Origin of the sequence: Prevotella sp. HCN-7019 (assembly GCF_037890215.1) — a bacterium.
Classification (GTDB): domain Bacteria; phylum Bacteroidota; class Bacteroidia; order Bacteroidales; family Bacteroidaceae; genus Prevotella.
Window position 1 is genome coordinate 142,534 of the sequence record NZ_JBBKBO010000001.1, and the last position, 21,776, is coordinate 164,309.

General features: G+C 51.3%; 15 protein-coding genes, 1 tRNA gene and 1 riboswitch. Of the genes, 3 read left to right on the top strand and 13 right to left on the bottom strand.

Translation table 11 applies throughout. The features are described 5' to 3' along the window. Positions 1-27 precede the first annotated feature (27 nt). A complete protein-coding gene (locus WKT13_RS00515) occupies positions 28-990 on the top strand; it encodes a type I phosphomannose isomerase catalytic subunit (RefSeq protein WP_298620248.1) in 963 nt (320 codons plus the stop codon). A 226-nt stretch (positions 991-1,216) separates the two neighbouring features. Here the strand turns inward: WKT13_RS00515 and WKT13_RS00520 are convergent, their stop codons facing one another. Continuing rightward, positions 1,217-2,623, bottom strand: coding sequence for an undecaprenyl-phosphate glucose phosphotransferase (locus WKT13_RS00520; RefSeq protein WP_340322408.1), 1,407 nt, complete (start codon positions 2,621-2,623; stop codon positions 1,217-1,219). A gap of 295 nt (positions 2,624-2,918) precedes the next feature. Here WKT13_RS00520 and WKT13_RS00525 point away from each other — a divergent pair. Beyond that, positions 2,919-2,989: transfer RNA gene (locus WKT13_RS00525), tRNA-Gln, on the top strand. A 1,063-nt stretch (positions 2,990-4,052) separates the two neighbouring features. On the opposite strand, the gene tyrS is transcribed toward WKT13_RS00525, so the two are convergent. The 9 genes from tyrS to WKT13_RS00570 form a co-directional block, all read right to left on the bottom strand. Further along, entirely contained in the window at positions 4,053-5,354 is a 1,302-nt protein-coding gene (tyrS, locus tag WKT13_RS00530) for a tyrosine--tRNA ligase (protein WP_298620244.1), read from the bottom strand. 95 nt (positions 5,355-5,449) lie between these two features. Then, positions 5,450-5,701, bottom strand: a complete 252-nt coding sequence (gene yidD / locus WKT13_RS00535; RefSeq protein WP_298620241.1) for a membrane protein insertion efficiency factor YidD — start codon at positions 5,699-5,701, stop codon at positions 5,450-5,452. After that, on the bottom strand, positions 5,698-6,102 hold the full coding sequence (rnpA, locus tag WKT13_RS00540; protein WP_340322409.1) for a ribonuclease P protein component: 405 nt from the start codon (positions 6,100-6,102) through the stop codon (positions 5,698-5,700). The genes yidD and rnpA overlap by 4 nt, the downstream gene beginning before the upstream one ends. Positions 6,103-6,126: 24 nt before the next feature. After that, positions 6,127-6,873 (bottom strand): uroporphyrinogen-III synthase, encoded by a 747-nt coding sequence (locus tag WKT13_RS00545; RefSeq protein ID WP_340322410.1) that lies wholly within the window; start codon positions 6,871-6,873, stop codon positions 6,127-6,129. Between the two features lie 10 nt (positions 6,874-6,883). Continuing rightward, a complete protein-coding gene (locus tag WKT13_RS00550) occupies positions 6,884-7,903 on the bottom strand; it encodes a DUF4271 domain-containing protein (RefSeq protein ID WP_298620235.1) in 1,020 nt (339 codons plus the stop codon). Between the two features lie 76 nt (positions 7,904-7,979). Continuing rightward, positions 7,980-9,242, bottom strand: coding sequence for a methionine adenosyltransferase (gene metK / locus WKT13_RS00555; RefSeq protein ID WP_340322411.1), 1,263 nt, complete (start codon positions 9,240-9,242; stop codon positions 7,980-7,982). 941 nt (positions 9,243-10,183) lie between these two features. Then, the gene (locus tag WKT13_RS00560) at positions 10,184-11,299 is read right to left on the bottom strand and encodes a YncE family protein (RefSeq protein ID WP_340322412.1); all 1,116 of its coding nucleotides are present in this window, start codon (positions 11,297-11,299) and stop codon (positions 10,184-10,186) included. A 69-nt stretch (positions 11,300-11,368) separates the two neighbouring features. After that, the gene (locus tag WKT13_RS00565) at positions 11,369-13,369 is read right to left on the bottom strand and encodes a TonB-dependent receptor (RefSeq protein ID WP_340322413.1); all 2,001 of its coding nucleotides are present in this window, start codon (positions 13,367-13,369) and stop codon (positions 11,369-11,371) included. Positions 13,370-13,423: 54 nt separating this feature from the next. Next, a riboswitch (cobalamin riboswitch) is annotated at positions 13,424-13,611 on the bottom strand. A gap of 942 nt (positions 13,612-14,553) precedes the next feature. Further along, positions 14,554-16,257 carry a Na/Pi cotransporter family protein gene (locus WKT13_RS00570; protein ID WP_340322414.1) on the bottom strand — a complete coding sequence of 568 codons (1,704 nt, stop codon included), beginning with the start codon at positions 16,255-16,257 and terminating at the stop codon, positions 14,554-14,556. A 90-nt stretch (positions 16,258-16,347) separates the two neighbouring features. Here WKT13_RS00570 and WKT13_RS00575 point away from each other — a divergent pair, with 90 nt between their 5' ends. Next, positions 16,348-18,009 (top strand): nucleoside kinase, encoded by a 1,662-nt coding sequence (locus WKT13_RS00575; protein ID WP_298620223.1) that lies wholly within the window; start codon positions 16,348-16,350, stop codon positions 18,007-18,009. A gap of 688 nt (positions 18,010-18,697) precedes the next feature. Here the strand turns inward: WKT13_RS00575 and WKT13_RS00580 are convergent. From WKT13_RS00580 to WKT13_RS00590, 3 genes are read right to left on the bottom strand one after another with little or no spacing between them, the layout of a single operon-like run. Continuing rightward, the gene (locus WKT13_RS00580; RefSeq protein ID WP_340322415.1) at positions 18,698-19,675 is read right to left on the bottom strand and encodes a phosphatase PAP2 family protein; all 978 of its coding nucleotides are present in this window, start codon (positions 19,673-19,675) and stop codon (positions 18,698-18,700) included. 7 nt (positions 19,676-19,682) lie between these two features. Further along, positions 19,683-20,681: an NAD-dependent epimerase/dehydratase family protein gene (locus WKT13_RS00585; protein ID WP_340322416.1), complete on the bottom strand. Its 999-nt coding sequence runs from the start codon at positions 20,679-20,681 to the stop codon at positions 19,683-19,685. 35 nt (positions 20,682-20,716) lie between these two features. After that, positions 20,717-21,640: a cation diffusion facilitator family transporter gene (locus WKT13_RS00590; RefSeq protein ID WP_298620202.1), complete on the bottom strand. Its 924-nt coding sequence runs from the start codon at positions 21,638-21,640 to the stop codon at positions 20,717-20,719. Between the last annotated feature and the right edge of the window lie 136 nt (positions 21,641-21,776).

Here is a 21,776-nt window from a genome sequence, read left to right on the forward strand (position 1 = left end):
ACAAATAACTATAAAAACAACTGCATCATGAAACCATTAAAATTCAATCCGCTGCTCAAGTCAACCATATGGGGCGGCGACAAGATCATCCCTTTCAAACACCTCAATGTTGAACAGGAGAACGTGGGCGAAAGCTGGGAGATATCCGGAGTGAAGGGCAACGAGACAACCGTAAGCGAAGGCGAATTTGAAGGAAAGAGCCTCAACGAGGTTGTTGAACAGATGAAAGACCAGCTGCTCGGCAAGGAGAACTACAAGCGCTTCGGCAACGAGTTCCCGCTGCTCATCAAGTTTATAGACGCACGTCAGGATCTTTCCATTCAGGTGCATCCTACTGATGAGATTGCAAAAATGCAGGGCAAGGAACGCGGAAAAACCGAAATGTGGTATCTGATGGATTCAGAGAAGGACGCGTCTCTGCTGTGCGGACTGAAGAAAAAAATCACTCCTGAAGAGTATGCGGCAATGGTAGAGAACGACACAATTGTCGACGCTATAGCCAAATACGACGTGAAGGAGGGTGACTGCTTCTTCCTTCCGGCCGGCCGTATACACGCCATCGGCACAGGATGTTTTCTTGCCGAGATTCAGCAGACAAGCGACGTGACATACAGAATATACGACTTCAAGCGCAAGGACAAGGACGGCAACTACCGCGAACTGCACACTAAGCAGGCTGCCGAGTGCATCAACTACAACGTGGAGGACAACTACCGCACCAACTATCTGCCCACAAAGAACATGGGTGTGTCGCTCGTGAAGTGCCCGTACTTCTGCACTGCTGTCTACGATCTGGACGAACCGATGACAATCGACTACTCCGAGCTCGACAGCTTCGTTATCCTCATAGGTCTGAAAGGCGAAGCCACAATAACCGACAACGAAGGCAACGTGACAAGTCTGAAGGCCGGAGAGAGCATCCTCGTGCCTGCAACAACAAAGGAACTGAAGGTTGAGGGTACGGTGAAATTCCTCGAGACTTACGTGTAAGACAACATATCATCCGGCCTGAGTTGCCGGATGATGTCTCCACGACACCGTAACATACATCCCGCAACGCAGAAACAGACTCCACACAAGGCGCCTACAGACGCACAGGAGCACTCTTTCCGCCGTGCAGGGACTTACATAAATAAAACAGAGACAGGCTGTGAAATGACTTCACTAAGCCTGTCTCTGTTTTTATTTATACGTCTCCGGACGAACCAGCTGACGCTTAATATGCGTTCTTGTCGCCCAGGAATACGTTTGCAATCGTCTTGTATATAATGTAAAGATCGAGTCCGAAGCTCCAGTGCTCCATATACCAGATGTCGTGATCCACACGTTTTTCCATCTGCGACAGCTCCTTTGTCTCGCCGCGATAGCCCGTCACCTGACTCCATCCGGTAATTCCCGGTTTCATATAATGGCGCACCATGTACTCGTTTATCACCTTCGAATAGTCTTCGGTCTGCTTCACCATGTGCGGACGCGGGCCCACAACACTCATCTGTCCGAGCAGTACGTTGATGAACTGCGGGAATTCATCGATGTTTGTCTTGCGCATTATGTTGCCCCATTTTGTCTTTCTCGGGTCGTCCTTGGTTGCCTGTAGCGTGTCGGCCTGGTCGTTCACCTTCATGCTGCGGAACTTAAGACAATAGAATTCCTTGCCGTTTATGCCGCTGCGCAACTGACGGAAGAATATCGGTCCGGGCATTGTCAGCTTCGTGATTATGCTTACTACGATAAGAATAAACGGGAAGAGCGTGACCAGAAACAAGAATGAGAAGCACACATCAAACAGACGTTTGATAAGGCGGTTGCCCACCTTACTCAGCGGCTCGCGGTAAAGGCTGAGATAAGGCACACTGCCGAACATGTTGAAGAACATGCGGTGATGCAGATAGTTGGTCACGTTGGGCACACTGTAGAAGTGCACCATATTCCTTATACAATGGTTTATTATCGGCAGAATCTCGTTCTTGCGCACCGAAGGAAGACAGCAGTACACCTCCTGTATGTCCTCGTGTTCCTTCAGAAAAGACGTAACCATAGCCGGTTTGCCTATATACTTGCATTCCTCCGGAAACTTACTGTTGGGCGCATCGTCAAAATATCCGGCAATCTCATAGCCTTTATAAGGCGACGACACCATCTCGTTGTAAAGAGATATGATATTGTCGTAACTGCCGACAAAGGCCACCTTACGCAGTGTTTTTGAGGTAGAACGGTAAAAGACAACCAGACTTCTGACAAGAAATCTGAACAATATTATCAGTATGGCCGACGAAGACCAGAAAAGAAGAAGCATCGGGAAAGGCAGATAGTTGTAGTCTCCATACCAGAGAATGATTGAACCGAACACCGAATAATACAGCATATTGCGTATCACACGCGTCACAATCTTGAATCTGGTAGCATGTTTCTTATAAAGCACGACACCATTGCGCGACGTGCAGAGAAGATATATGACCGATGCCATAAGCATGGTCTGGCGTGCCGATGCCGTGCCCTCATTACATCCGAAATTTATGAGGAAGAAATAATAAAGCAAATTCAATATCAGCAGGTCTCCCAACAGCACGGCCACTATAAGCACTGAGTTCCTGTCAGTGTTATTAATATATGTCCTACCCATTTACCGTTTAAATTTATATTTGTAAGCTATCTGATATGTACATGCACTTTTCTGTGCATCAATGCGGTATATTGCAAAAATAGAAATTATTCCTCAAATAGCACTGAATTTTGATTAAAAATATTTATAAATTTATATTTCATAAGCCACAAAGTGCCATAACATTTCGTTGTGGAATACTTATTGCACTGTATAACAGTGCCTTTACTGCATATTACCGGATATGCATACAATAAAAAAATGATGTAAAAAATTTGGTGATAGCGCGGAAAACAACTATCTTTGCATGCGAATTTGTCCTATGGTGTAATGGTAGCACTACAGTTTTTGGTTCTGTCAGTGGTGGTTCGAGTCCGCCTGGGACAACGAAAAAGCGTTCGGTCAGCAGATCGGACGCTTTTTTTGATAGCTGAATTCCTTGATTATACGGTGCAAAACGGCTTTTCATACCGGCCCGGCAGAGATTCGGCGAAGGTATGTTTTATTCATAAAGCACCACAGAACAGCGGTAAACTTCCTGTCAATGCGATACGGCATAACGCCGTGAAGGCATTTCATCACATAATGATAGAATAACATTGCCGCGACCGATTAATCATTTTCCAATGACCAGCACATGCTTCCCGTACTTTTTCTCACGCCTAATATCAGGGTGTTTAAAGAAAACTCCGGCGACGGACTTACAGATTTTCTTGACTTTTTTTTGACAAAATAAATTCGTGAAAGAGATGTAAAGAAATGTTAAATACACCATCATAAAGGCCTGTTCAGGCTTTGGTGCCTTATCGTATACCCTGTTTATGAATCCCGGATAATTCATATTACATCCCGATTATGCCTGTTTCAGCCTCTGTTTTCGTCCATATCATGGTGTGATATTGTGCATATCATGGCCTGATATAGGCCATATCACGTGCCGAAACGGTGCGTTTCGCGTGGCGGAAAAATTGATACGGGATGTAAACCCTTGATATACAACAGTTTGTATAAAACTCTCATTTCTCGCGTATTTGCGGACGAAGGAAAGTCCGCTCGCAAATTCTCGCTTTTTTTTCGGGGTAGATCAGAAAACCCGGACGGAAAAACCGCAACATGCTTACAATCTGAAAGAATGCTTGACGGATTCATCCACGCAGAGACGGGCAACGCTTATTCGGAATTGATGCCGCGGTCTATCCGTTAGAACCAATCACCATTGAATTTCTAACGCATCTGCATTACACAACATCACACCTTATAATATACAATAAGGAAATGTCCTGTTATTCATGAAAAGATGCCCCTTATATTATGGCATAACCCGCACTACACGGCATAAAGCGCCATATCACGCAGCGTCATGTCCGCTGCTGAACAATACAAAACCACACCCGTATAACAAGAAAAGCCGCTCAGAAGCGGCTTTTCCTGTTTTATGATGATGTTATTATTACTTCACTGTGATGAGATAATAGTTTTTCTTTCCGCGCTGTACGAGCAGATACTTGCCGTCGATGAGGTCTTCGGCTGTCACGATGCGGTCGAACGCTGCCAGCTTCTCCTTGTTGAGCGACACTCCGCCGCCCTGAACGAGCTTGCGCATCTCGCCTTTGCTTGCAAACACCTTGGCCTCGTCGCTTGTGAAGAGATCAACGGCCGGCTGTCCGAGCTTGTCTTTCGGCAGGTCGAAGTGCGGCACACCCTCGAAGATGTTGAGCAGAGTTGCCTCGTCTATCTTCTGCAGTGTCTCCTTGGTTCCCTTTCCGAAGAGAATGCCAGAAGCCTCTTTCGCCATCTCGAGGTCCTCTTCAGAGTGAACCATAACGGTGATTTCGTCAGCAAGACGTTTCTGAAGCACGCGCAGTCCCGGGTCTGCCTTGTGCTGCTCCACGAGTCCGTCGATGGTCTCTTTGTCCAGACTTGTGAATATCTTTATATAGCGTTCTGCGTCGTCGTCGCTCACATTGAGCCAGAACTGATAGAAAGCGTACGGTGTGGTACGGTTGCGGTCGAGCCATACATTGCCGCTTTCGGTCTTTCCGAACTTCTTGCCGTCGGCCTTGGTGATGAGCGGACATGTGAGCGCAAAGGCCTCAGCCTCGTTGCCCAGAGTACGTCTGATGAGCTCAGTACCCGTTGTCATGTTGCCCCACTGGTCGTTTCCGCCGAGCTGCAACTTGCATCCCTTGGTCTTATAGAGATAAAGGAAGTCGTAGCCCTGGAGCAGCTGGTATGTGAACTCGGTGAAAGACAGACCGTCGCGTGACGTTCCGTTGAGTCGCTGCTGCACGCTCTCCTTGGCCATCATATAGTTTACGGTGATGTGCTTGCCCACTGTACGTGCGAAATCGAGGAAGGTGAAGTCCTTCATCCAGTCGTAGTTGTTCACCATTTCAGCCTTGTTCTCGCCCTCAGCGTTGAAATCGAGAAACTTCGAAACCTGTTTCTTGATGCACTCCTGGTTGTGATAGAGAGTCTCTGTATCAAGAAGATTGCGTTCCTGACTCTTACCTGAAGGGTCGCCGATCATTCCTGTCGCACCGCCGACGAGTATTATAGGCTTGTGTCCGCAGCGCTGCAGATGGCGCAGCATCATGATACCGCACAGGTGGCCTATGTGCAAAGAGTCGGCCGTCGGGTCGGTGCCGAGATATGCCGTAACCATTTCCTTCTGCAGAAGTTCCTCAGTTCCCGGCATTATCTGCGCAAGCATACCGCGCCAGCGCAGTTCTTCAACAAAATTCTTAATCATCGGATATATGTTTTTTAGGGATTTACAGTTATGGATTAAATATTTTCCGGAGATTCCGCCACGACCTTACCTTATTCCGGCCGCATGTCTTCCGCTCAGGGCACCGGATCGTATCCGCTTCCTCCCCACGGATGACATCGGAGCAGGCGTCTCACAGCGAGGTAAAGACCTTTCACCGGTCCGTGCTTGAGCAACGCCTGACGCGCATATTCGGAACAAGTGGGAGTGAAACGACATGAAGGCGGAGTGAACGGACTTATTATTTTCTGATAGAACACCACCGGCACAACAAGCACACATGCAAGACAATGTGACAGGAACGAAAGTATGCGTTTCAGTGCGTTCATAACTTCTCGCTGAGTCTGACAAGCAGGTTGCGCACGTGTCCTTCCACATTGGCTGTGTCGTGCAGATTGTTGTCAAGCCATATCAAAGCCAGCGCCACCGTCCTGCCGGGACGTGTCTGCATGCGGTCGAGAACAATGTGTTTGTTCTTGCGGTAGGCCTCGCGCAGCTGGCGTTTCACCCTGTTGCGCTTCACGGCACGCTTGAAATGGCGTTTCGACACGCTCACAAGCACTTTTGCCTGCGGTTCGTCCTCCGACTCACGCTCTACTTCCAAATACACCATCCGTACCGGAAACGAAGTCATGGCACGGCTTCCGCCTCCGTTGAAGAGCTTGTCCATGAGCTTGCGGCTCGTTATACGCTCCTCCTTTTTCAGTGTGAAAGCCCTGCCTGCCTGCATTGCTCCGGCGTCTTGGGATAGTTTTTACTTGTTTTTCTTAAGATAAGCCTTCAGTGCGTTTGTCATAGAAGGATGCTCGGCTGTCGGAGCCTCGAGGTCGAGAGACAATCCGTTCTCCGCAACGGCTTTGGCTGTAGCCGGTCCGAATGTGGCTATGCGCAGGCTGCCGTTCTTAAGATCGGGGAAATTCTTCTTGAAAGACTTGATACCCATCGGCGAGAAGAATACGAGCATGTCGTAGTCGAATGCCTTAACCTCTTCCTCCGTGAAGTCGTTGCTCACAGTGCGGTACATCACACATTCGGTGTGTGTAAGCTTCTTGGAATCGAGCAGATTCTTCACATCGTCGTTGTGAACCTCGCTCATCGGAACAAGATATTTCTCTCCCTTGTGCTTCACCATGGTGGGCAGCAGATCGTTTATCTTGCCTGTGGTTCCGAAAAACACCTTACGCTTGCGATACTGCACGTACTTCTGTATGTAGAGAGCAATGGTCTCTGTGACACAGAAATACTTCATGTCTTCAGGTATCTCCACACGCATTTCCTTTGCCAGCTTGAAGAAATTGTCTATGGCATGACGCGATGTGAAGACGATAGCTGTATAGTCGAGGATATTTATCTTCTGCTGACGGAACTCTTTCGAACTCAGTCCTTCGACTTTAATGAACGGTCTGAACACAAGCTCCACGTTAAATTCCTTGGCTATATCGTAATAAGGAGATTTCTCGCTTGTCGGTTGGGGTTGAGATATTAAAATCTTCTTTATCATCTTTGGTTTATTAGAAATTCACTTTCAAATAATCGCTCGTCATGACCAGAATGCCGAGCAAAGCAAACACTGGCATTATTTCCAGGGCACAAAAGTACAAAAAAAATTGCACAAAGGATTCCCTGCGTCGAAAAAAGATGTTATAAATCTTATAAAATGACAGTATTTTAGACAATATCAAGACAACTGATGTCAATATGAGCGTGTTGCCGACAGAAAAGCCGAAGTAGGTCTGAAGGAGCACTACAGGCAGCAGACACTGCCCTTCTATGGACATGATGAACAGCAACGACTTCATCCACGACTCATTGCGGCGACGGCTGAAGAACACCATGCCGCACAGCCATTGCAGCAACATCTTGAGCATGACGTAGACAACGAATATCACAAAGAACACGCCGATAACCACATACTGGTCGACCACGAACGTGTCTGTGACATAAGTCTGGACGTAGAAGAACGTGACGAGCGACAGCAGAAGACACGTCTGCAACATGAGAAAGAACTGAAAGCGCAGCTCGGTGGACGTTTCCGTGAGCGCTTCCGCATCGTCGCGGCTGGCGCGGAAGAACTTGCGGGCCTGACGCGACATGAAGTCGCGCGACTTGGAGAAGGCTATCGCACCGAAGATGAAACATGCCAGCAGCAGCGCCGTGATGAGATCGTCGCGGCCTATGCTGTATGGCACCGGATCGCCAGCCACTCCCGGCAGTCCGCCATAAAGGTCGGGATCGAAGCAAGGTTTGCCGGTGAAGTAAGATTCTCGATAAAGTGAGTTGAGCGTAAGGTCTTCCATGCTCTCCTGCTGCTTGTATCCGGGCAGCGTGAGCGTATCGGGACGTGTGCTCGGCGCCACTATTACAGGCTCGAAATTGGCGCTCACGGCCGAGTCCTGCTGTGCTGGCGTGGCATCGGCCGGCAACCGGTCGAGCACCTGCTTCACAGTAAGATGGCGTGTATGTGCGGCGACGTCCAGGCTGTCCGCCGTGCCTGCCGCATGCCGTATGGAGTCGGCCTGCTCTGTTGTCATAATGGTCTTAATATGCTTATAATACTGTTATGTGGCGCGGCGCAGCCTGTTGCAGGCCGTCGCCGCGTGCCGGACATTATTTCAGTCCGAATGTCTCCTTTATCATGTCCACCTTGTCAAGCTTCTCCCATGTGAAGAGTTCCACCTTGACGGTGCGTGTGGGATGATAGTGACTGGTGAAGGTCTTCTCCACAACTTCGTTCTTACGTCCCATGTGTCCGTAGGCAGCAGTCTCGAGGAACATCGGCTGACGCAGCTTGAGTGTGCGCTCTATGGCTTTCGGACGGAGGTCGAAAATACGTCCTATTGCTGCAGCTATCTCACCGTCGGTCATGTTCACGTGGCTGCGTCCGTAGGTATTGACGTATATGCTTACAGGACGTGCAACGCCGATGGCATAACTTATCTGTACGAGCATCTCGTCGGCAACGCCCGCTGCCACCATGTTCTTGGCTATGTAGCGTGCGGCGTAGGCTGCCGAACGGTCCACCTTGCTCGAGTCCTTGCCCGAGAAGGCACCTCCACCGTGTGCACCCTTGCCTCCGTAAGTGTCGACAATGATCTTGCGTCCGGTTAGTCCGGTGTCGCCATGAGGGCCACCGATTACGAACTTACCGGTAGGATTGACGTAGTATTTTATGTCGTCGCCGAAGAGTGCGAGCACCTTCTCCGACTGTATCTGTGCCTTAACTCGCGGCATGAGGATGTTCTTCACGTCGCTCTCTATGGTTGCTAGCATACGCTCATCGTCCTCGTCGAACGGATCATGCTGTGTAGATACGACAATGGTGTCTATGCGCTGCGGCACGCCGTCGTCCGAATATTCCACCGTAACCTGGCTTTTCGAGTCGGGTCTGAGATATGTCATCTCCTTGCCCTCCTTGCGTATGTCGGCCAGTGTGCGCATGATGAGCTGCGCAAGGTCGAGCGCCACAGGCATGTAATTCTCCGTTTCGTTGGTGGCATAGCCGAACATCATTCCCTGGTCGCCGGCTCCCTGCTCCTCGTCGTCCTCACGACTCACACCGCGATTGATGTCGTCGCTCTGCTCGTGTATGGCAGTAAGGATACCGCATGAGTCGCCGTCGAACTGGTATTCCGACTTGGTGTAGCCAATGCGTTTGATGGTCTTGCGCGCCACCGTCTGAAGGTCGATGTAGGCTTCAGAGCGCACCTCGCCCATGATTACCACCTGTCCGGTGGTCACAAAAGTCTCGATAGCACAATGCGCCTGCTCGTCGTATGCCAGAAACTGGTCGAGCAGCGCGTCCGATATCTGATCGGCCACCTTGTCGGGGTGTCCCTCAGACACTGATTCTGATGAAAAGAGATAACTCATTTTTGTTGTTTTTATTTTATGTGAGGCAAGAAATGCTCCTCACTGCAAGACACTACCGCATGGCTCAATCAAACCGATTCCGCCGTTTTAGCATTTTTTTTCGTGGTTGCAAGCAGCCAAATTCTTCCACACTGTTTTACTTACTGTTTTATAATCTTCGCGAAAACGCATGCAAAATTATACATTATTTCCAACATGGGCAAATTCTTATTTCTTATTTTTCCTTAACCGCCCGTTATCTTGTATTAAGCTCGCGGAAACGCCACTCAAAGGCTGTCATGGAGCAAGAAACAGAATGTATAAATATGCAATCGTGCTGCATGAAAAATGAATAAATCTACCCCGTGACCCTCTGAGAATCGTTTATTTGCGGGCAACAATCTCTTCGGTCGCAAATTCGCGAGTTTTGAGAGGGTTGCACAAGTAACTGTCAGTCAAAGGTTTGCACGTTCCGGCAATCCAAAGGGCACCGCATGGCGCTGCGAAACGGCCCGTATCATGCAACGATATGGCCCATATCAGGCCCTGATATGCTCAATATCACACCATGAAACAGCCTGTTTCGCAGGGCGGAAAAGGCCGTTCCGCAGAGCCGTCTGGATTTTTATGTCTTACGGAAAGAAAAACACGGCTGCCCGTGAAAGAAAGATCCGGCTGATAAAGCCCATATCGCCGCGCCCCGTTTTCTATTTCGAGAATTTATTTTGTCAAAACTTTTTACTGTCGGAATTGCATAAATATACAAATCCGGGACAATATGCCGTTATCCGACATGCTCGGCAGAACGACATGTCATAGGCCGTTCACACCTGAAACAAGGGCATAAAAAAACCGGACGCTGCATGATGAAAAGCGCCCGGACGTTACAGCCGGCTATGCATAACGCACCACCGGACCGCACCGTGTCATGTCGCCGACGGTGTACGGCGACGTCAATCATGTCAGTTGAGGAACACAACCTTCTTCGGGTTCTGACCTCCCGAAGCGAATTTGCCCACGTAGTCACCGTCTGCATCGAAGTGATAGACAGTGCCGTCACCCCAGATGAAGTTGGTTGTGCATACGTAAATATCGCCGGTGATGTCGCTCACGCTTATGCCGTAGGTGGTAGAATTCTTCAAATCCTCAGGCATATTCTTCAGCACGTCGGTCTTTGTGGCACCTGTCTTCAGGTCGTACGAGCTCACCTCTGTCGTGCCGGAGTAAGGCTGTGTGGTGTAGTCGGTTGTGGTGTTGACAATATAGAGCGTGTTGCCGCGGCCTGCTATGTGTGTGCCGTGACCTATCTCTGTGCACTCGCCTGTCTTCGGATCATACAGCTGAACAGGGTTTGTGTACTGTGTGTAGTCGGCCGAACCGTATCCGCACACAACAATCTTGCCGCCGGTTGCTATCACGCTCAGCGGATTGGTCATCACCTCCACGTGCTCGGCAGTGTCGAAACTCTTCTCGTCGATTATGGACATGCGGTTGTCATAACCCCATCCTGAATTTACGCAATAAATCTTACCGTCGAGCACTGTCACCTGTTCCGGATTCTGGCCCACCTGCACAGAGCCTTTGTACTCGAGCGTGTTGGCGTCGAGACGGCTCACGTAGCCACCGTAGGATGTGACGTAGATGTAGCCCGAACCGGCAGCCAGGTTGCGCACCTGTCCCAGGTCGGTTCTGTCGGCAAACGAGATGCGTGCCTCTTCCTTGCCCACACCGTTGAGTTTCACAACGTAGTTGGAGTTGTATACCACCATGTACAGATTGCCTTTGTATGTGATGACGTCCTGTCCGGTATCGCCTATCTTGCGGCCGTTCTGTATCTCGTAGATATCGGTTGTCTTGTCGCCATACATCTGGTCAGTGGCAAAGTTGAAGCAGCACAGATGTGAATTGTTCTCACCGTAAGAACCCTCGTTGAGCACGAAGCCGCGTGTGCGGGCCAGTTCTATCTGCGAACCCTCGTCCTCCCACGACCAGTCGTCCTCGTTGTCGTCACAAGCTGTGAACAGAGCGGCCAGTGCCAGCATGCACAGCGGGGCCGCTTTCATTCTCAATAGTTTCATTATTTCCATTTTGTTTTGTTGTTATGTTATTGATATTTGGTTCATATTGTTCTGCCGTTCCGTCCTGTGTCAGAAACTGATTGTGGCGGTCACCTCCACCGACCGGCCCGGCATGGGATAGTATCTTATCACCTCGTAGCGCTCATCGGTAAGATTGCGCACCGAAGCCTGGAGCATTGCCGACCATCGTCTGAACTTCAGTTCGCGCGAGACTGACAGCGTGTACTCCGCATAACCGTCTATCTGATACTCCGACGTGTTCTGCTGCATGGCGTAACGGCTGCCGCACATCTGCACAGTGTAGGCCACATCGAGCCACGGGGTGAGGATGGTCAGCACGGCATTGCCCGAATGGCGCGGGGTGTAGGGTATCTGGTTCTTGTAGTAGATGGATGCAGGATCGGTCACATCGAGCGCCTCCTGCAACATGTACGACGCACTGAGCTCTGCGGCAAAACCGTGCAACGGCTCTATGCGCGCGACCATAGTGGCGTTCAGTCCGTTTATCCTCACGCGGCCGAAGTTGGCCATCTTCCACACGTAAAGCGTCGGGAAAGCCACTATCTTGTCCTTCACGTCGTTGTGATAGACGTCGGCCGTGAGTGTGACATAGGCCAGCCAACCCATCCGACGGCTTGTCCATGTGAGTCCGATGTTGTACTCGTCGGCCTTCTCGGGCTTCAGTGTGATGGTGCCGCTCTGGCCATAGTAGAGGTCGTTGAACGTAGGCAGGCGGAACGTATGCTTATACATCGTCCTGAAATAGAGGGCTTCATTCTTCAGCAGACGCAGCGAAAAGGCTGCCGATGGCGACAGCTGTTGGCGGTCGGCGGGGCGGTCGCCGTGCTCCACATGCTCTGTGGCCCATGTCGCTACGACGTTTGCGCCTATCTCTACACGGCCCGAGGCATAGCGCGCGGCAAGGGCAGTGAGCGACGTCAGACGGCGCGGGTCGGCAGGATTCTCGGCGTTCGAGCGCAGGGTGTTTACGAAAGCGTCCTCAGCCAACGACAGCGACAGGCCCTTGAGCGGGAACCATCCCAGCGTGGCCGAGCCGTAATATTCGCTCTGACGGTAGGTCTCTACATAACGGCCTGTGGGATATTTCACGTCGGTATCTGTGTAGCGGTTCCACGAATTCACGTATTTCGCACGTGCCTCCAGCTTCAGCCGGCTGCCGAGATTCTGTCCATAGACCGCCTGAGTGAAGAATTCCTCGTCCCACATGCGTTCGTGCGACTTCTTCGTATTATACAGTATGACGGCTCCGGGCAGTCCTCGCGACGAGCTGAACCACTGCGCCTTCACATCCAGATGGCCATCGCGGGGCAGCAGCGCATACACATTGGCCTCGCCCTGCCATGAATATATGTCGGTGTTGAAGCGTTTGTCGGTGAGCTTCTCCGAGCCGTTTGGCAGCTCGTATGGATAGCGTCCGTCGGCACACATGTATGTTCCGTCGAGCGAGAACATGAGTTTCTCGTTCAGTCTCTGCCAGTAGCGCAGCTGTGGAGCGACGAGTCCCCAGCTTCCGGCACGCACTCTGGTACGCAGCGACCAGTCGCGTCCGTCGGCGAAGACGGGTTTGCGGCTCGTTATAGAAAGAACTGCCGCCGATGCGTAGTGGCGCGCCGGTTGCATGACGTCATCGTCCTCGCCTATTGTGAGCGTCACGTTCTGCACGTTGTCTGTGGCAAAACGGCTCAAGTCTATCTGTCCGGCCTGGGTGTTGCTCACCGTTACGCCATCGTAACTCACGGCAGTATGGTTGGCGCCGAGGTTGCGCACAGACACTGTCTTCATGCCTCCTATTCCGCCATAATCCCTCACGTTGGCGCCGGCAAAGCGTTTCACAGCGTCGGAAAGGGTGTATATGCCTGCCCTTTCCAGCTCGTCACCCTCAAGCATCTGGGTGGGACGGGCCGAACGTACGGTGCGGTCGATGCGCCGGGTGGTCACCTCCACTCCGTCTATGTGTCTCACACCGCCGGTCAGGGAATCTGACGGCGACTGTGCACTGACGGCAACGGCGGCCGCAGCAAGCGCGGCGGAAAGCACAAGTCTCTTCATATCTTGACGATAAAACAGGACATTTCGCGCAGTCTTCCTCGAGACCGCATGAAACAGTTTTGACAATTGAAGGCAGGTCTTCTGACTCGCAGTCCGGACGCGAACGCCTTCCCGGTGAATTGCCAGTGGCTCGTTGTTCGCTCCTGATAAGGACTGCTCACAGCAGCGGGACTGTCGGAGACTCTCACTCCGTTCCCTTTTCATCGCGCCGAGGGCGCGAACCTTTCAACGATGCAAATATACATAATTTAACCGGAATATGTATAGCCGGGCCTGAAAAAGTTGGCTGCAACGTGACATTGACGGTTAAGCAGAAACCCGGTGGAACAGTTTTTCAACAAAAGACTGAGGTTTCAATCCCGCACAGGTACTGCCGCCTTATGCCGGAGGAGGACAATATGGCGCACTTTCAGATTTTCAGCATCCCTCGGTTTTTCCGGCCGGGTTTTCGGTTCTACCCCGAAAAATAAGCGAGAATTTGCGAGATGACTTTCCTTCGGCCGCAAATACGCGAGAAATAAGAGAATTTTATAAAACACTGGACATCAAAGGTTTATATGCAAGAGAGATTTTTCCGCCACGCGAAAAACACCATATCGGCACGTGATATGGCCCATATCAGGCCATGATATGCACAATATCACACCATGATATGGACGAAAACAGAGGCTGGAACAGGCATAATCGGGATGTAATATGAATTATCCTGGATTACTAAATAGGTTATACGATAAGGCACCAAAGCCTGAACAGGCCTTCATGGCAATGTATTTAACATTTCTTTACATCTCTTTTGCGAAAAAATTTTGTCAAAAAAAAGTCAAGAAAAACTGTAAGTACGCCGCCTGAGTTTTCTTTAAAGACCCTTATATCATGCGTGAGAAGAAATACGGAAAACATGCGCCGGTTTTGCATTAATGATGTGTCGGTTGCAGCGGCGCGGATGTGTCAATTGCGTGAAGGAACGCCAGCCACGGTCCATGCGGCATTTTTCATCCTCCACAGGACGACACACCTCACATGTACGCAGAGCGTACCGACACCTCACCCTGCCTCCGGCAACCGACACAGGCAGGCTGTCAGACAACACACTGCGGGCGGGACGGCCGGCATAAGTGCCACTCTCCGTCCCGCCCGCAGCAGTATCGCAAGGCGCGAAAAGTCATTTCATGAATTGTGAAGCATCAGGCCTCTCTCTGGCGTGTGCCCATGCGCACCTCGACAACGTTCACAACGTAGTCGGCCAGCTTCTCACACTCGCTCACGATATCCATATACATGGTTCCGATGGCGTATGTGTACTTGTGGTCGTTCACGTCGTTGATGTTCTGACTCTTGAGTTGTGTGCGGTAGTTGTTTATTTCGTTCTCGATATTGAACGAACGGTTGACGTCAAGATTGTCCTTACGTCCCGACACGATGACATTCATCTGAGTGAGGCTGTCGTTGGTAAGACTGAACATCTGATGCAGATGCTGATACTGCTCCTCGGTGAAGTCTTCCTTGCCTTTTATCTTGCGGTTGATGGTGCGGGCTATGTTGTAGCAGCTGTCGCCGATGCTCTCAATCTCAGAAATCTCACGCAGCATGGCGCGTATCTTTGCCTTCGTGTCGTCGCTCAGGTGGGCGTTGCTCACGCTGTCGAGATATTTGGCAATCTCAATCTCCATGTTGTCGCTGATGGTCTCGTATTTCTCGATGCGTGCAAAGAGCTTTGCGAAGTCGGCGTCGTTATTGGTTTCGAGCAGGTCGCGCACCATAGAGAACATGCGCTGTATGCGCTCTGCAAACGAGGTTATCTCCTTACGTGCCTCAAGCACAGAGAGCTCCGGTGTCTGCATGATACCGCTGCTGATGAAACGCAGGCGGAAGTCCTCGTCCTCGTCGCGGCGCGAAGGCTTTATCATCTTGCACACCACCTTCTCCATCTGCGGTATGAACCATATGAGAAGGAACGTGTTGCATACGTTGAACATGGTATGGAACATGGCAAGTACTATCGACAGCTTCTGTGCGCCAACGTTTCCGTCGGCCGGATTGTAGTCGACAATAGAGCAGACCATATTTACAAACGGATAGAAGAATACAAGAACCCAGATAACACCGAACACGTTGAACATGAGATGTGCCAGTGCGGCGCGGCGGGCCTGGGTATTGGCGCCGAGTGCTGCAAGGTTTGCAGTGACGGTGGTGCCGATGTTCTCACCCATGACAAGGGCGATACCAAGATATATTGGAAGCACGCCGGTGGAGCACAACAGGATGGTTATGGCCATGACGGCGGCCGATGACTGCACGATACACGTTATCACCGTGCCTATAAGAAGGAATGCAATGATGGTGAGATAGCTGCTTGTGTCGAACGACTTGAAGAATTCCACAAGTTCGGGATTGTTGTCGAGCTGCAGCTCCTTGCCCGCCTGACTGAGCAGGACAAGGCTGAAGAACATGAAGGCTATACCGAAAAGGAAGTCGCCTATGTAGCGGTGGCGCCGCGTATAGATTAGCACAAGGCCGACTATAAACGCCGGAAAGACAAAGTCGATGAGGTTAACGGAGAATCCGAGACTCATGATCCATGCCGTAAGTGTGGTGCCGATGTTGGCTCCCATGATGACGGAGATGGCCTGGGCAAGCGTCAGCAGACCGGCATTGACAAACGAGACGGTCATCACCGTGGTGGCCGACGAGGACTGTACGGCGCACGTTATGAACGTTCCGGTGAGCATACCGGTGAAACGGTTGGTGGTCATGGCGCCGAGGATATGGCGCAACTGCGATCCGGCCATCTTCTGCAAGGCTTCACTCATTACTTTCATGCCATAGATCAGAAGTGCCAAAGAACCGATAATCTTCAAAAAAATACTAAAATAATCCGGCGTTACCATATGTAAATGTTATGATTGTTCAATGATGGTATCTACTTTCTGAAAAATAAATTATCTTTACGTTCGCAATAACTTAAACCCTTATCGGATATGAAACAGAAGTTACAAATACGTTGCAAAAATAATAAAAAAACTTTAACAGCAGAAATAGGAAGTACACTTTCTGACATTTTTAATGAATATAAAATGCATATGCCCTACGGCCCTGTGAGCGCGAAGGTGAACAACAAAGTGGAAGGCATGCACTACCGTGTGTACAACAACAAGGACGTGGAGTTTCTCGACCTTTATTCGGCGTCGGGTTCGAGAGCCTACACACGCACACTTTTCTTCGTATTATGCAAGGCAGTGCACGACATTTTCCCCGACGGCAGCGTGGTGATAGACATCCCCGTGAGCAACGGATACTACTGCGACCTGCAGATAGGAAGGGCTGTCACACTGCAGGACGTGGAACGTCTGCGCTCACACATGCAGGAGATAATAGACCGCGCGCTGCCCATCCACCGGCACGAGGCACCCACAGAGGAGGCAATAGAGATGTTTAGAAAGCTCGGAACGCACTCTAAAGTGACTCTGCTCAAGACAATAGGAAACATATACACCACATATTATGAGATAGACGGATACGTGGACTACTTCTACGGAACAATGCTCACCAACACATCGCAGCTCTATCTCTTCGGACTGGAGAAGTATTACGACGGACTGCTGCTGCGCATCCCATCGACCGACGACCCGTCACGGTTGGGCGAACTGACACGTCAGGACAAGATGTTCGAGATATTCCAGGAACACCACCGCTGGCAGAACCTGCTGGGCATAGGCACCGTAGGCACATTCAACGAGGCCGTGGCGCACGGCCGCACCAACGACATCATAAACATATCGGAGGCTCTGCAGGAGAAGAAGATATCGCGTATAGCCGACGAGATTGCCGGACGCAAGGGCGTGAAGGTAGTGCTCATCTCAGGACCTTCGTCGAGCGGAAAGACCACAACGTGCAAACGACTATCCATACAACTGCTCACCAACGGAATAAAACCTGTGCCCATATCGCTCGACGACTACTTCGTGGACCGCGAGCTGACACCAAAGGACGACAAGGGCGAGTACGACTACGAAAGTCTTTACGCCCTCAACCTGCCGCTGCTCAACCAACAGCTCAAGGCGCTTTTCAACGGTGAGGAAGTGGAACTGCCTAAATACAACTTCCAGACAGGAAAGAGCGAGCGCAGCGGACGACGCATGAGACTGGAAGAAAACGAGATTCTCGTCGTGGAAGGAATACACGCACTCAACCCAGAACTGACGGCACACATACCCGAGGAGCAGAAGTTCCGCGTATATGCGTCGGCTCTCACCACCATATTGCTCGACACTCACAACTACATACCCACCACCGACAACCGCCTGCTGCGCCGTATCATACGCGACTACAAGTATCGCGGAGTGAGCGCACGCGAGACAATACGCCGATGGCCGAGCGTACGCGCCGGCGAGAACAAGTGGATATTCCCCTATCAGGAGAACGCCGATGCCATGTTCAACACGGCAATGATATACGAGCTGGCCGTAATAAAGAGCCAGGCCGAACCGCTGCTCGAGCTCGTACCAGAGAACTGTGACGAGTACGCCGAGGCCTACCGCCTGCGCAAATTCCTGCGCTACTTCACCCCGGTACGCTACAACACCCTGCCCTCCACTTCGCTCCTGCGCGAATTCCTGGGCGGAAGCTCGTTCAGATATTAAACCACACATCTATAATATAAGGCCGTCCGACGTAATAATACACGGGCGGCCTTTTTCCATTAACGGGCATCACAACACTGCGTCACGCCCCACGGAAATGCATATTTATGCAATTCCGGCAGTAAAAAGTTTTGACAAAAAATTTTTGCAAAATAGAAAACGGAGCGTGGCGATATGGGCTTTATCAGCCGGATGTTTCTTTCATGGGCAGCCGTGTTTTTCTTTCCGTAAGACATAAAAATTCAGAAGGTTTTGCGGAACGGCCTTTTCCGCTCTGCGAAACAGACTGTTTCAGGGTGTGATATTGAGCATATCAGGGCCTGATATGGGCCATACCGTTGCATGATACGGGCCGTTTCGCAGCACAACAATGAAGACATCGGATTGCCTGAAAATGCAAACCGCTGACTGACAGCCGTTTGTGCAACCCTCTCAAAACTCCCGAATTTGCGACCGAAGAGACTGTTGCCCGCAAATACGACGGCTATAAAGAGTTGAGGAAAAATATTTACGCATAAAAAATTGCATATCTGTATATTTATGCAATTTTGTCTTTGGTCCGCCCGACGTGGCGGAAGGACGTTCCAACATCATACAGACCACGCAGCGGTATGCTCACCGTCACACGCCGTTACGGCTCCCGACACCACAGCGTCTTATACCAACCGCGTCGCGCCCGGGCTACCGCTCATCTGCGACTGCGCTTCAGACGCATCCTGCCGGTGAGCCCGAAGAGCAGCGCATATATCGCAAATCCGCTCACAAGTCCGGCAATAGAGTCGATGGCATAGTGAGCCTGAATGTAAACTGTGGACAGACACAGCAGCACATAGAGCGGCGCCAATACCACAAGAAGCACCTTGTTGCGACTGTGTGCGGCAAGCATCATCAGTATGGTGGCCACTCCCACGTGCGAGCTTGGGAACGCCGCAGTGGGCCGTTCGCCCGCAGCCTTGGCACTCTCCACCATTGCGTAGAACGTGCCGTCGGTGTATCCCGGCGTGGGAAGACACTCGCGGTGGGTGTTGAAATAATATTGTACGTCGGGGAATATGCCTGCCGTTACGTTGTCGATACCTATCGCCCTGTAGTAGAACGTCGGGCCGGTGACGGGCACGAATACGAACACCACATAATAGATGAAGAACGCGGCCATGATGATGAAGGCGCAACGCTCGAACTCTTCATAGCGGCAGAAGAAATAGAAAAACACCACCAGCGCTATCATAGGATAATAGGAGGCGTAGCCAAGACTCATAAGCTCGCTCACAACAGGCGAGGAGAAGGTGGCCGCAAAGACAAGTGCGGGCTGTAATCCGAACATCGACTGCTCCAGAGAAGCAAACACATGGTCGAGATTAGGAAACACCCGGTTGAGCTCATAAGTGTCCGGATACCACCAGGCAAGCAGTACTATCTGCGTGATGACGCGTGCGGCACGTGTCAGTCGGCACGGCACAAGCCGGTAAACCACCCACAGCGCCAGTATGGTAGCCAGCACACGCATGCGTCCGAGCACCATTGCCTCGGGATTGACGCTCTTGGTGTAAGTGAACAGCAGCACCATAAGCGTGAGCACAGTGTATGCCACGACAGCCCACTCCACGGCCAGCAGACCGCGCACGGGCTTCTTCTCAATCTCGAAAAGTTTCTTTATGTAGTTCATTTCAGTGTCATAACCATTTGTTATCCTTATACCATGCCACCGTCTCCCTCACTCCGCAGTCGAGCTGATAATGCGGGTGATAGCCCAGTTCGTCGAATGCCGGCTCCACGTCGCAGCGCCAGTTGCGCTGGCGCAGTATGTGATACTTGTCGGCGTTGAGCGGTGTCGCCTTGCCGGTGATGCGGCTTATGCGCTCTCCTGCCCACGTTATTACGCGCAGCATCCATATCGGAGCCACTATGCGCACCATCCAAGGGCTTCCAAGTTCGCGGCGCAACAGGTTGCTGAAGTCGGTCGAGGAATACACCTGTCCGTCTGTCAGGAAGTACTTGCGGCCACTCATGCCTCTGTCGAAGGCGAGGAACACGGCCTGCACCACGTCCTTCACATATACGAAAGTGATGTCCTGACGTCTGAAACCAACAGCAAAATCCACATGCGAGGCTATGCTCTTGGCCATCAGGAAATAGTCGGTCTCGCGCGGACCGTAAACGCCCGTGGGGCGCAGAATGATGTAAGGGAAGTCATTGCCTATCGATTCGAGATACTGCTCAGCCTCAAGCTTGCTGCGACCATAGGCTGTGTTGGGGCGCGGAACGTCGTTCTCGTTTATGTCGCGATAGGGCTGTCGCTCGCACACAGCGCCGAACACGCTGAGCGAGCTCAGAAATACAAAACGCTTTATGGGCATCGACAGTGCCAGAAGGGCGTCCACCAGATTCTTCGTTCCTTCGGTGTTCACACGGCGGAAATCCTCGCGGTGCAGACATTTCGTCACTCCTGCCGAATGCACCACGTAGTCGAACGTGTGGCCCTTGAGCTGACTTTTCAGCCTCTCGGCCGACGAAAAGTCGAGCTCTATGAAGTTTATGCGTTTGTCGGTGAGATAACGGCGCGAACTTGTCGGCCTCACGGCGGCCCATACGTTCATGCCGCGGCGCAACGCTTCTTCAACGATAAAGCTGCCGATGAAGCCGCTCGCGCCGGTTACAAGGATATTGTTCATTTTTGCAGTCAGTTGACTTTAGGTGATCAATCAGCTCATTTCGACGGAGCATGATAGCAGCCGTCGTTCTTGAGAGGTTCCACATGTATGTTCACATGCGTCGGGCTGCCGAAGCGTTCGCGCAGCCTGTGTTCTATGTTTGTGGCGTGTTCGTGTGCCTCATACAGCGAAAGGCTGCCCGGCATACGCACATGCATCTCTATGGCATAAAGGCTTCCGATGCGTCGTGTGCACAGATGGTGTATGCCGCTCACCTCCGGCTCGCTCGTGGCAATGCCCACAATCTCGTTCTTTATGTTCTCCGGCAGGCTTTCCTCGAGCAGTTCGCCCGTTGCGTTGCGCACCAGCGAATAGGCCGCACGTATGATGAGCAGACCCACAACAACGGCAGCTATTGGGTCGAGCACCGCCCACTCGCTGCCAAGAAGAATTGCACCGCCGATGCCGATGGTGGTGCCGATGGACGAGAGGGCGTCACTGCGGTGGTGCCATGCGTTGGCAGTGAGCACCTGCGAATCAATCTTCCGTCCCACTGCCATGGTCACACGGAACGTCAGTTCCTTCACCGCAATGCTCACCAGAGCCGCCACCAAGGCTATGACTCCCGGCGTCTCTATGGCCTTGCCGTTGAAAAAGTCGATTATGGTCGACACTCCTTCCATGCATATCATGGCGCCCGTGGCAAACAGCACAGCGCCTATGATGGCCGTGGCCAGTGTCTCATACTTGCCATGACCGTAGTCGTGGCCGTAATCCTGCGGCTTGCTGCTCAGTCTGACAAAGACGAGCACCACAATGTCGGTGAGAAAATCGGAAAGCGAATGGGCCGCGTCGGCTATCATGGCCGCCGAGCCTCCCACTATTCCTGCAACAAACTTGAATACGAGCAACACCACATTGGCCACGCCGCCAAGCAGCGTCACCTGGTAGATCTTGTGCTCACGCTCATCCATTTTCATAACCCTATTGATATAAACGGATGCAAATTTACGTATTTTAATTCACAATACACCCTACTATTCATTATTTTGTATAAAACAGAAGATTTAATGCAAAATTATCGTAACGGAAACAAGGTATCTCAGATTTATTTTG

Excerpts from the sequence above, each read along its gene's own strand:
- WKT13_RS00515 (WP_298620248.1), top strand. The coding sequence starts at position 28 with ATGAAACCATTAAAATTCAATCCGCTGCTCAAGTCAACCATATGGGGC.
- WKT13_RS00520 (WP_340322408.1), bottom strand. The coding sequence starts at position 2,623 with ATGGGTAGGACATATATTAATAACACTGACAGGAACTCAGTGCTTATA.
- tyrS (WP_298620244.1), bottom strand. The coding sequence starts at position 5,354 with ATGATTAAGAATTTTGTTGAAGAACTGCGCTGGCGCGGTATGCTTGCG.
- yidD (WP_298620241.1), bottom strand. The coding sequence starts at position 5,701 with ATGAACGCACTGAAACGCATACTTTCGTTCCTGTCACATTGTCTTGCA.
- rnpA (WP_340322409.1), bottom strand. The coding sequence starts at position 6,102 with ATGCAGGCAGGCAGGGCTTTCACACTGAAAAAGGAGGAGCGTATAACG.
- WKT13_RS00545 (WP_340322410.1), bottom strand. The coding sequence starts at position 6,873 with ATGATAAAGAAGATTTTAATATCTCAACCCCAACCGACAAGCGAGAAA.
- WKT13_RS00550 (WP_298620235.1), bottom strand. The coding sequence starts at position 7,903 with ATGACAACAGAGCAGGCCGACTCCATACGGCATGCGGCAGGCACGGCG.
- metK (WP_340322411.1), bottom strand. The coding sequence starts at position 9,242 with ATGAGTTATCTCTTTTCATCAGAATCAGTGTCTGAGGGACACCCCGAC.
- WKT13_RS00560 (WP_340322412.1), bottom strand. The coding sequence starts at position 11,299 with ATGAAACTATTGAGAATGAAAGCGGCCCCGCTGTGCATGCTGGCACTG.
- WKT13_RS00565 (WP_340322413.1), bottom strand. The coding sequence starts at position 13,369 with ATGAAGAGACTTGTGCTTTCCGCCGCGCTTGCTGCGGCCGCCGTTGCC.
- WKT13_RS00570 (WP_340322414.1), bottom strand. The coding sequence starts at position 16,257 with ATGGTAACGCCGGATTATTTTAGTATTTTTTTGAAGATTATCGGTTCT.
- WKT13_RS00575 (WP_298620223.1), top strand. The coding sequence starts at position 16,348 with ATGAAACAGAAGTTACAAATACGTTGCAAAAATAATAAAAAAACTTTA.
- WKT13_RS00580 (WP_340322415.1), bottom strand. The coding sequence starts at position 19,675 with ATGAACTACATAAAGAAACTTTTCGAGATTGAGAAGAAGCCCGTGCGC.
- WKT13_RS00585 (WP_340322416.1), bottom strand. The coding sequence starts at position 20,681 with ATGAACAATATCCTTGTAACCGGCGCGAGCGGCTTCATCGGCAGCTTT.
- WKT13_RS00590 (WP_298620202.1), bottom strand. The coding sequence starts at position 21,640 with ATGAAAATGGATGAGCGTGAGCACAAGATCTACCAGGTGACGCTGCTT.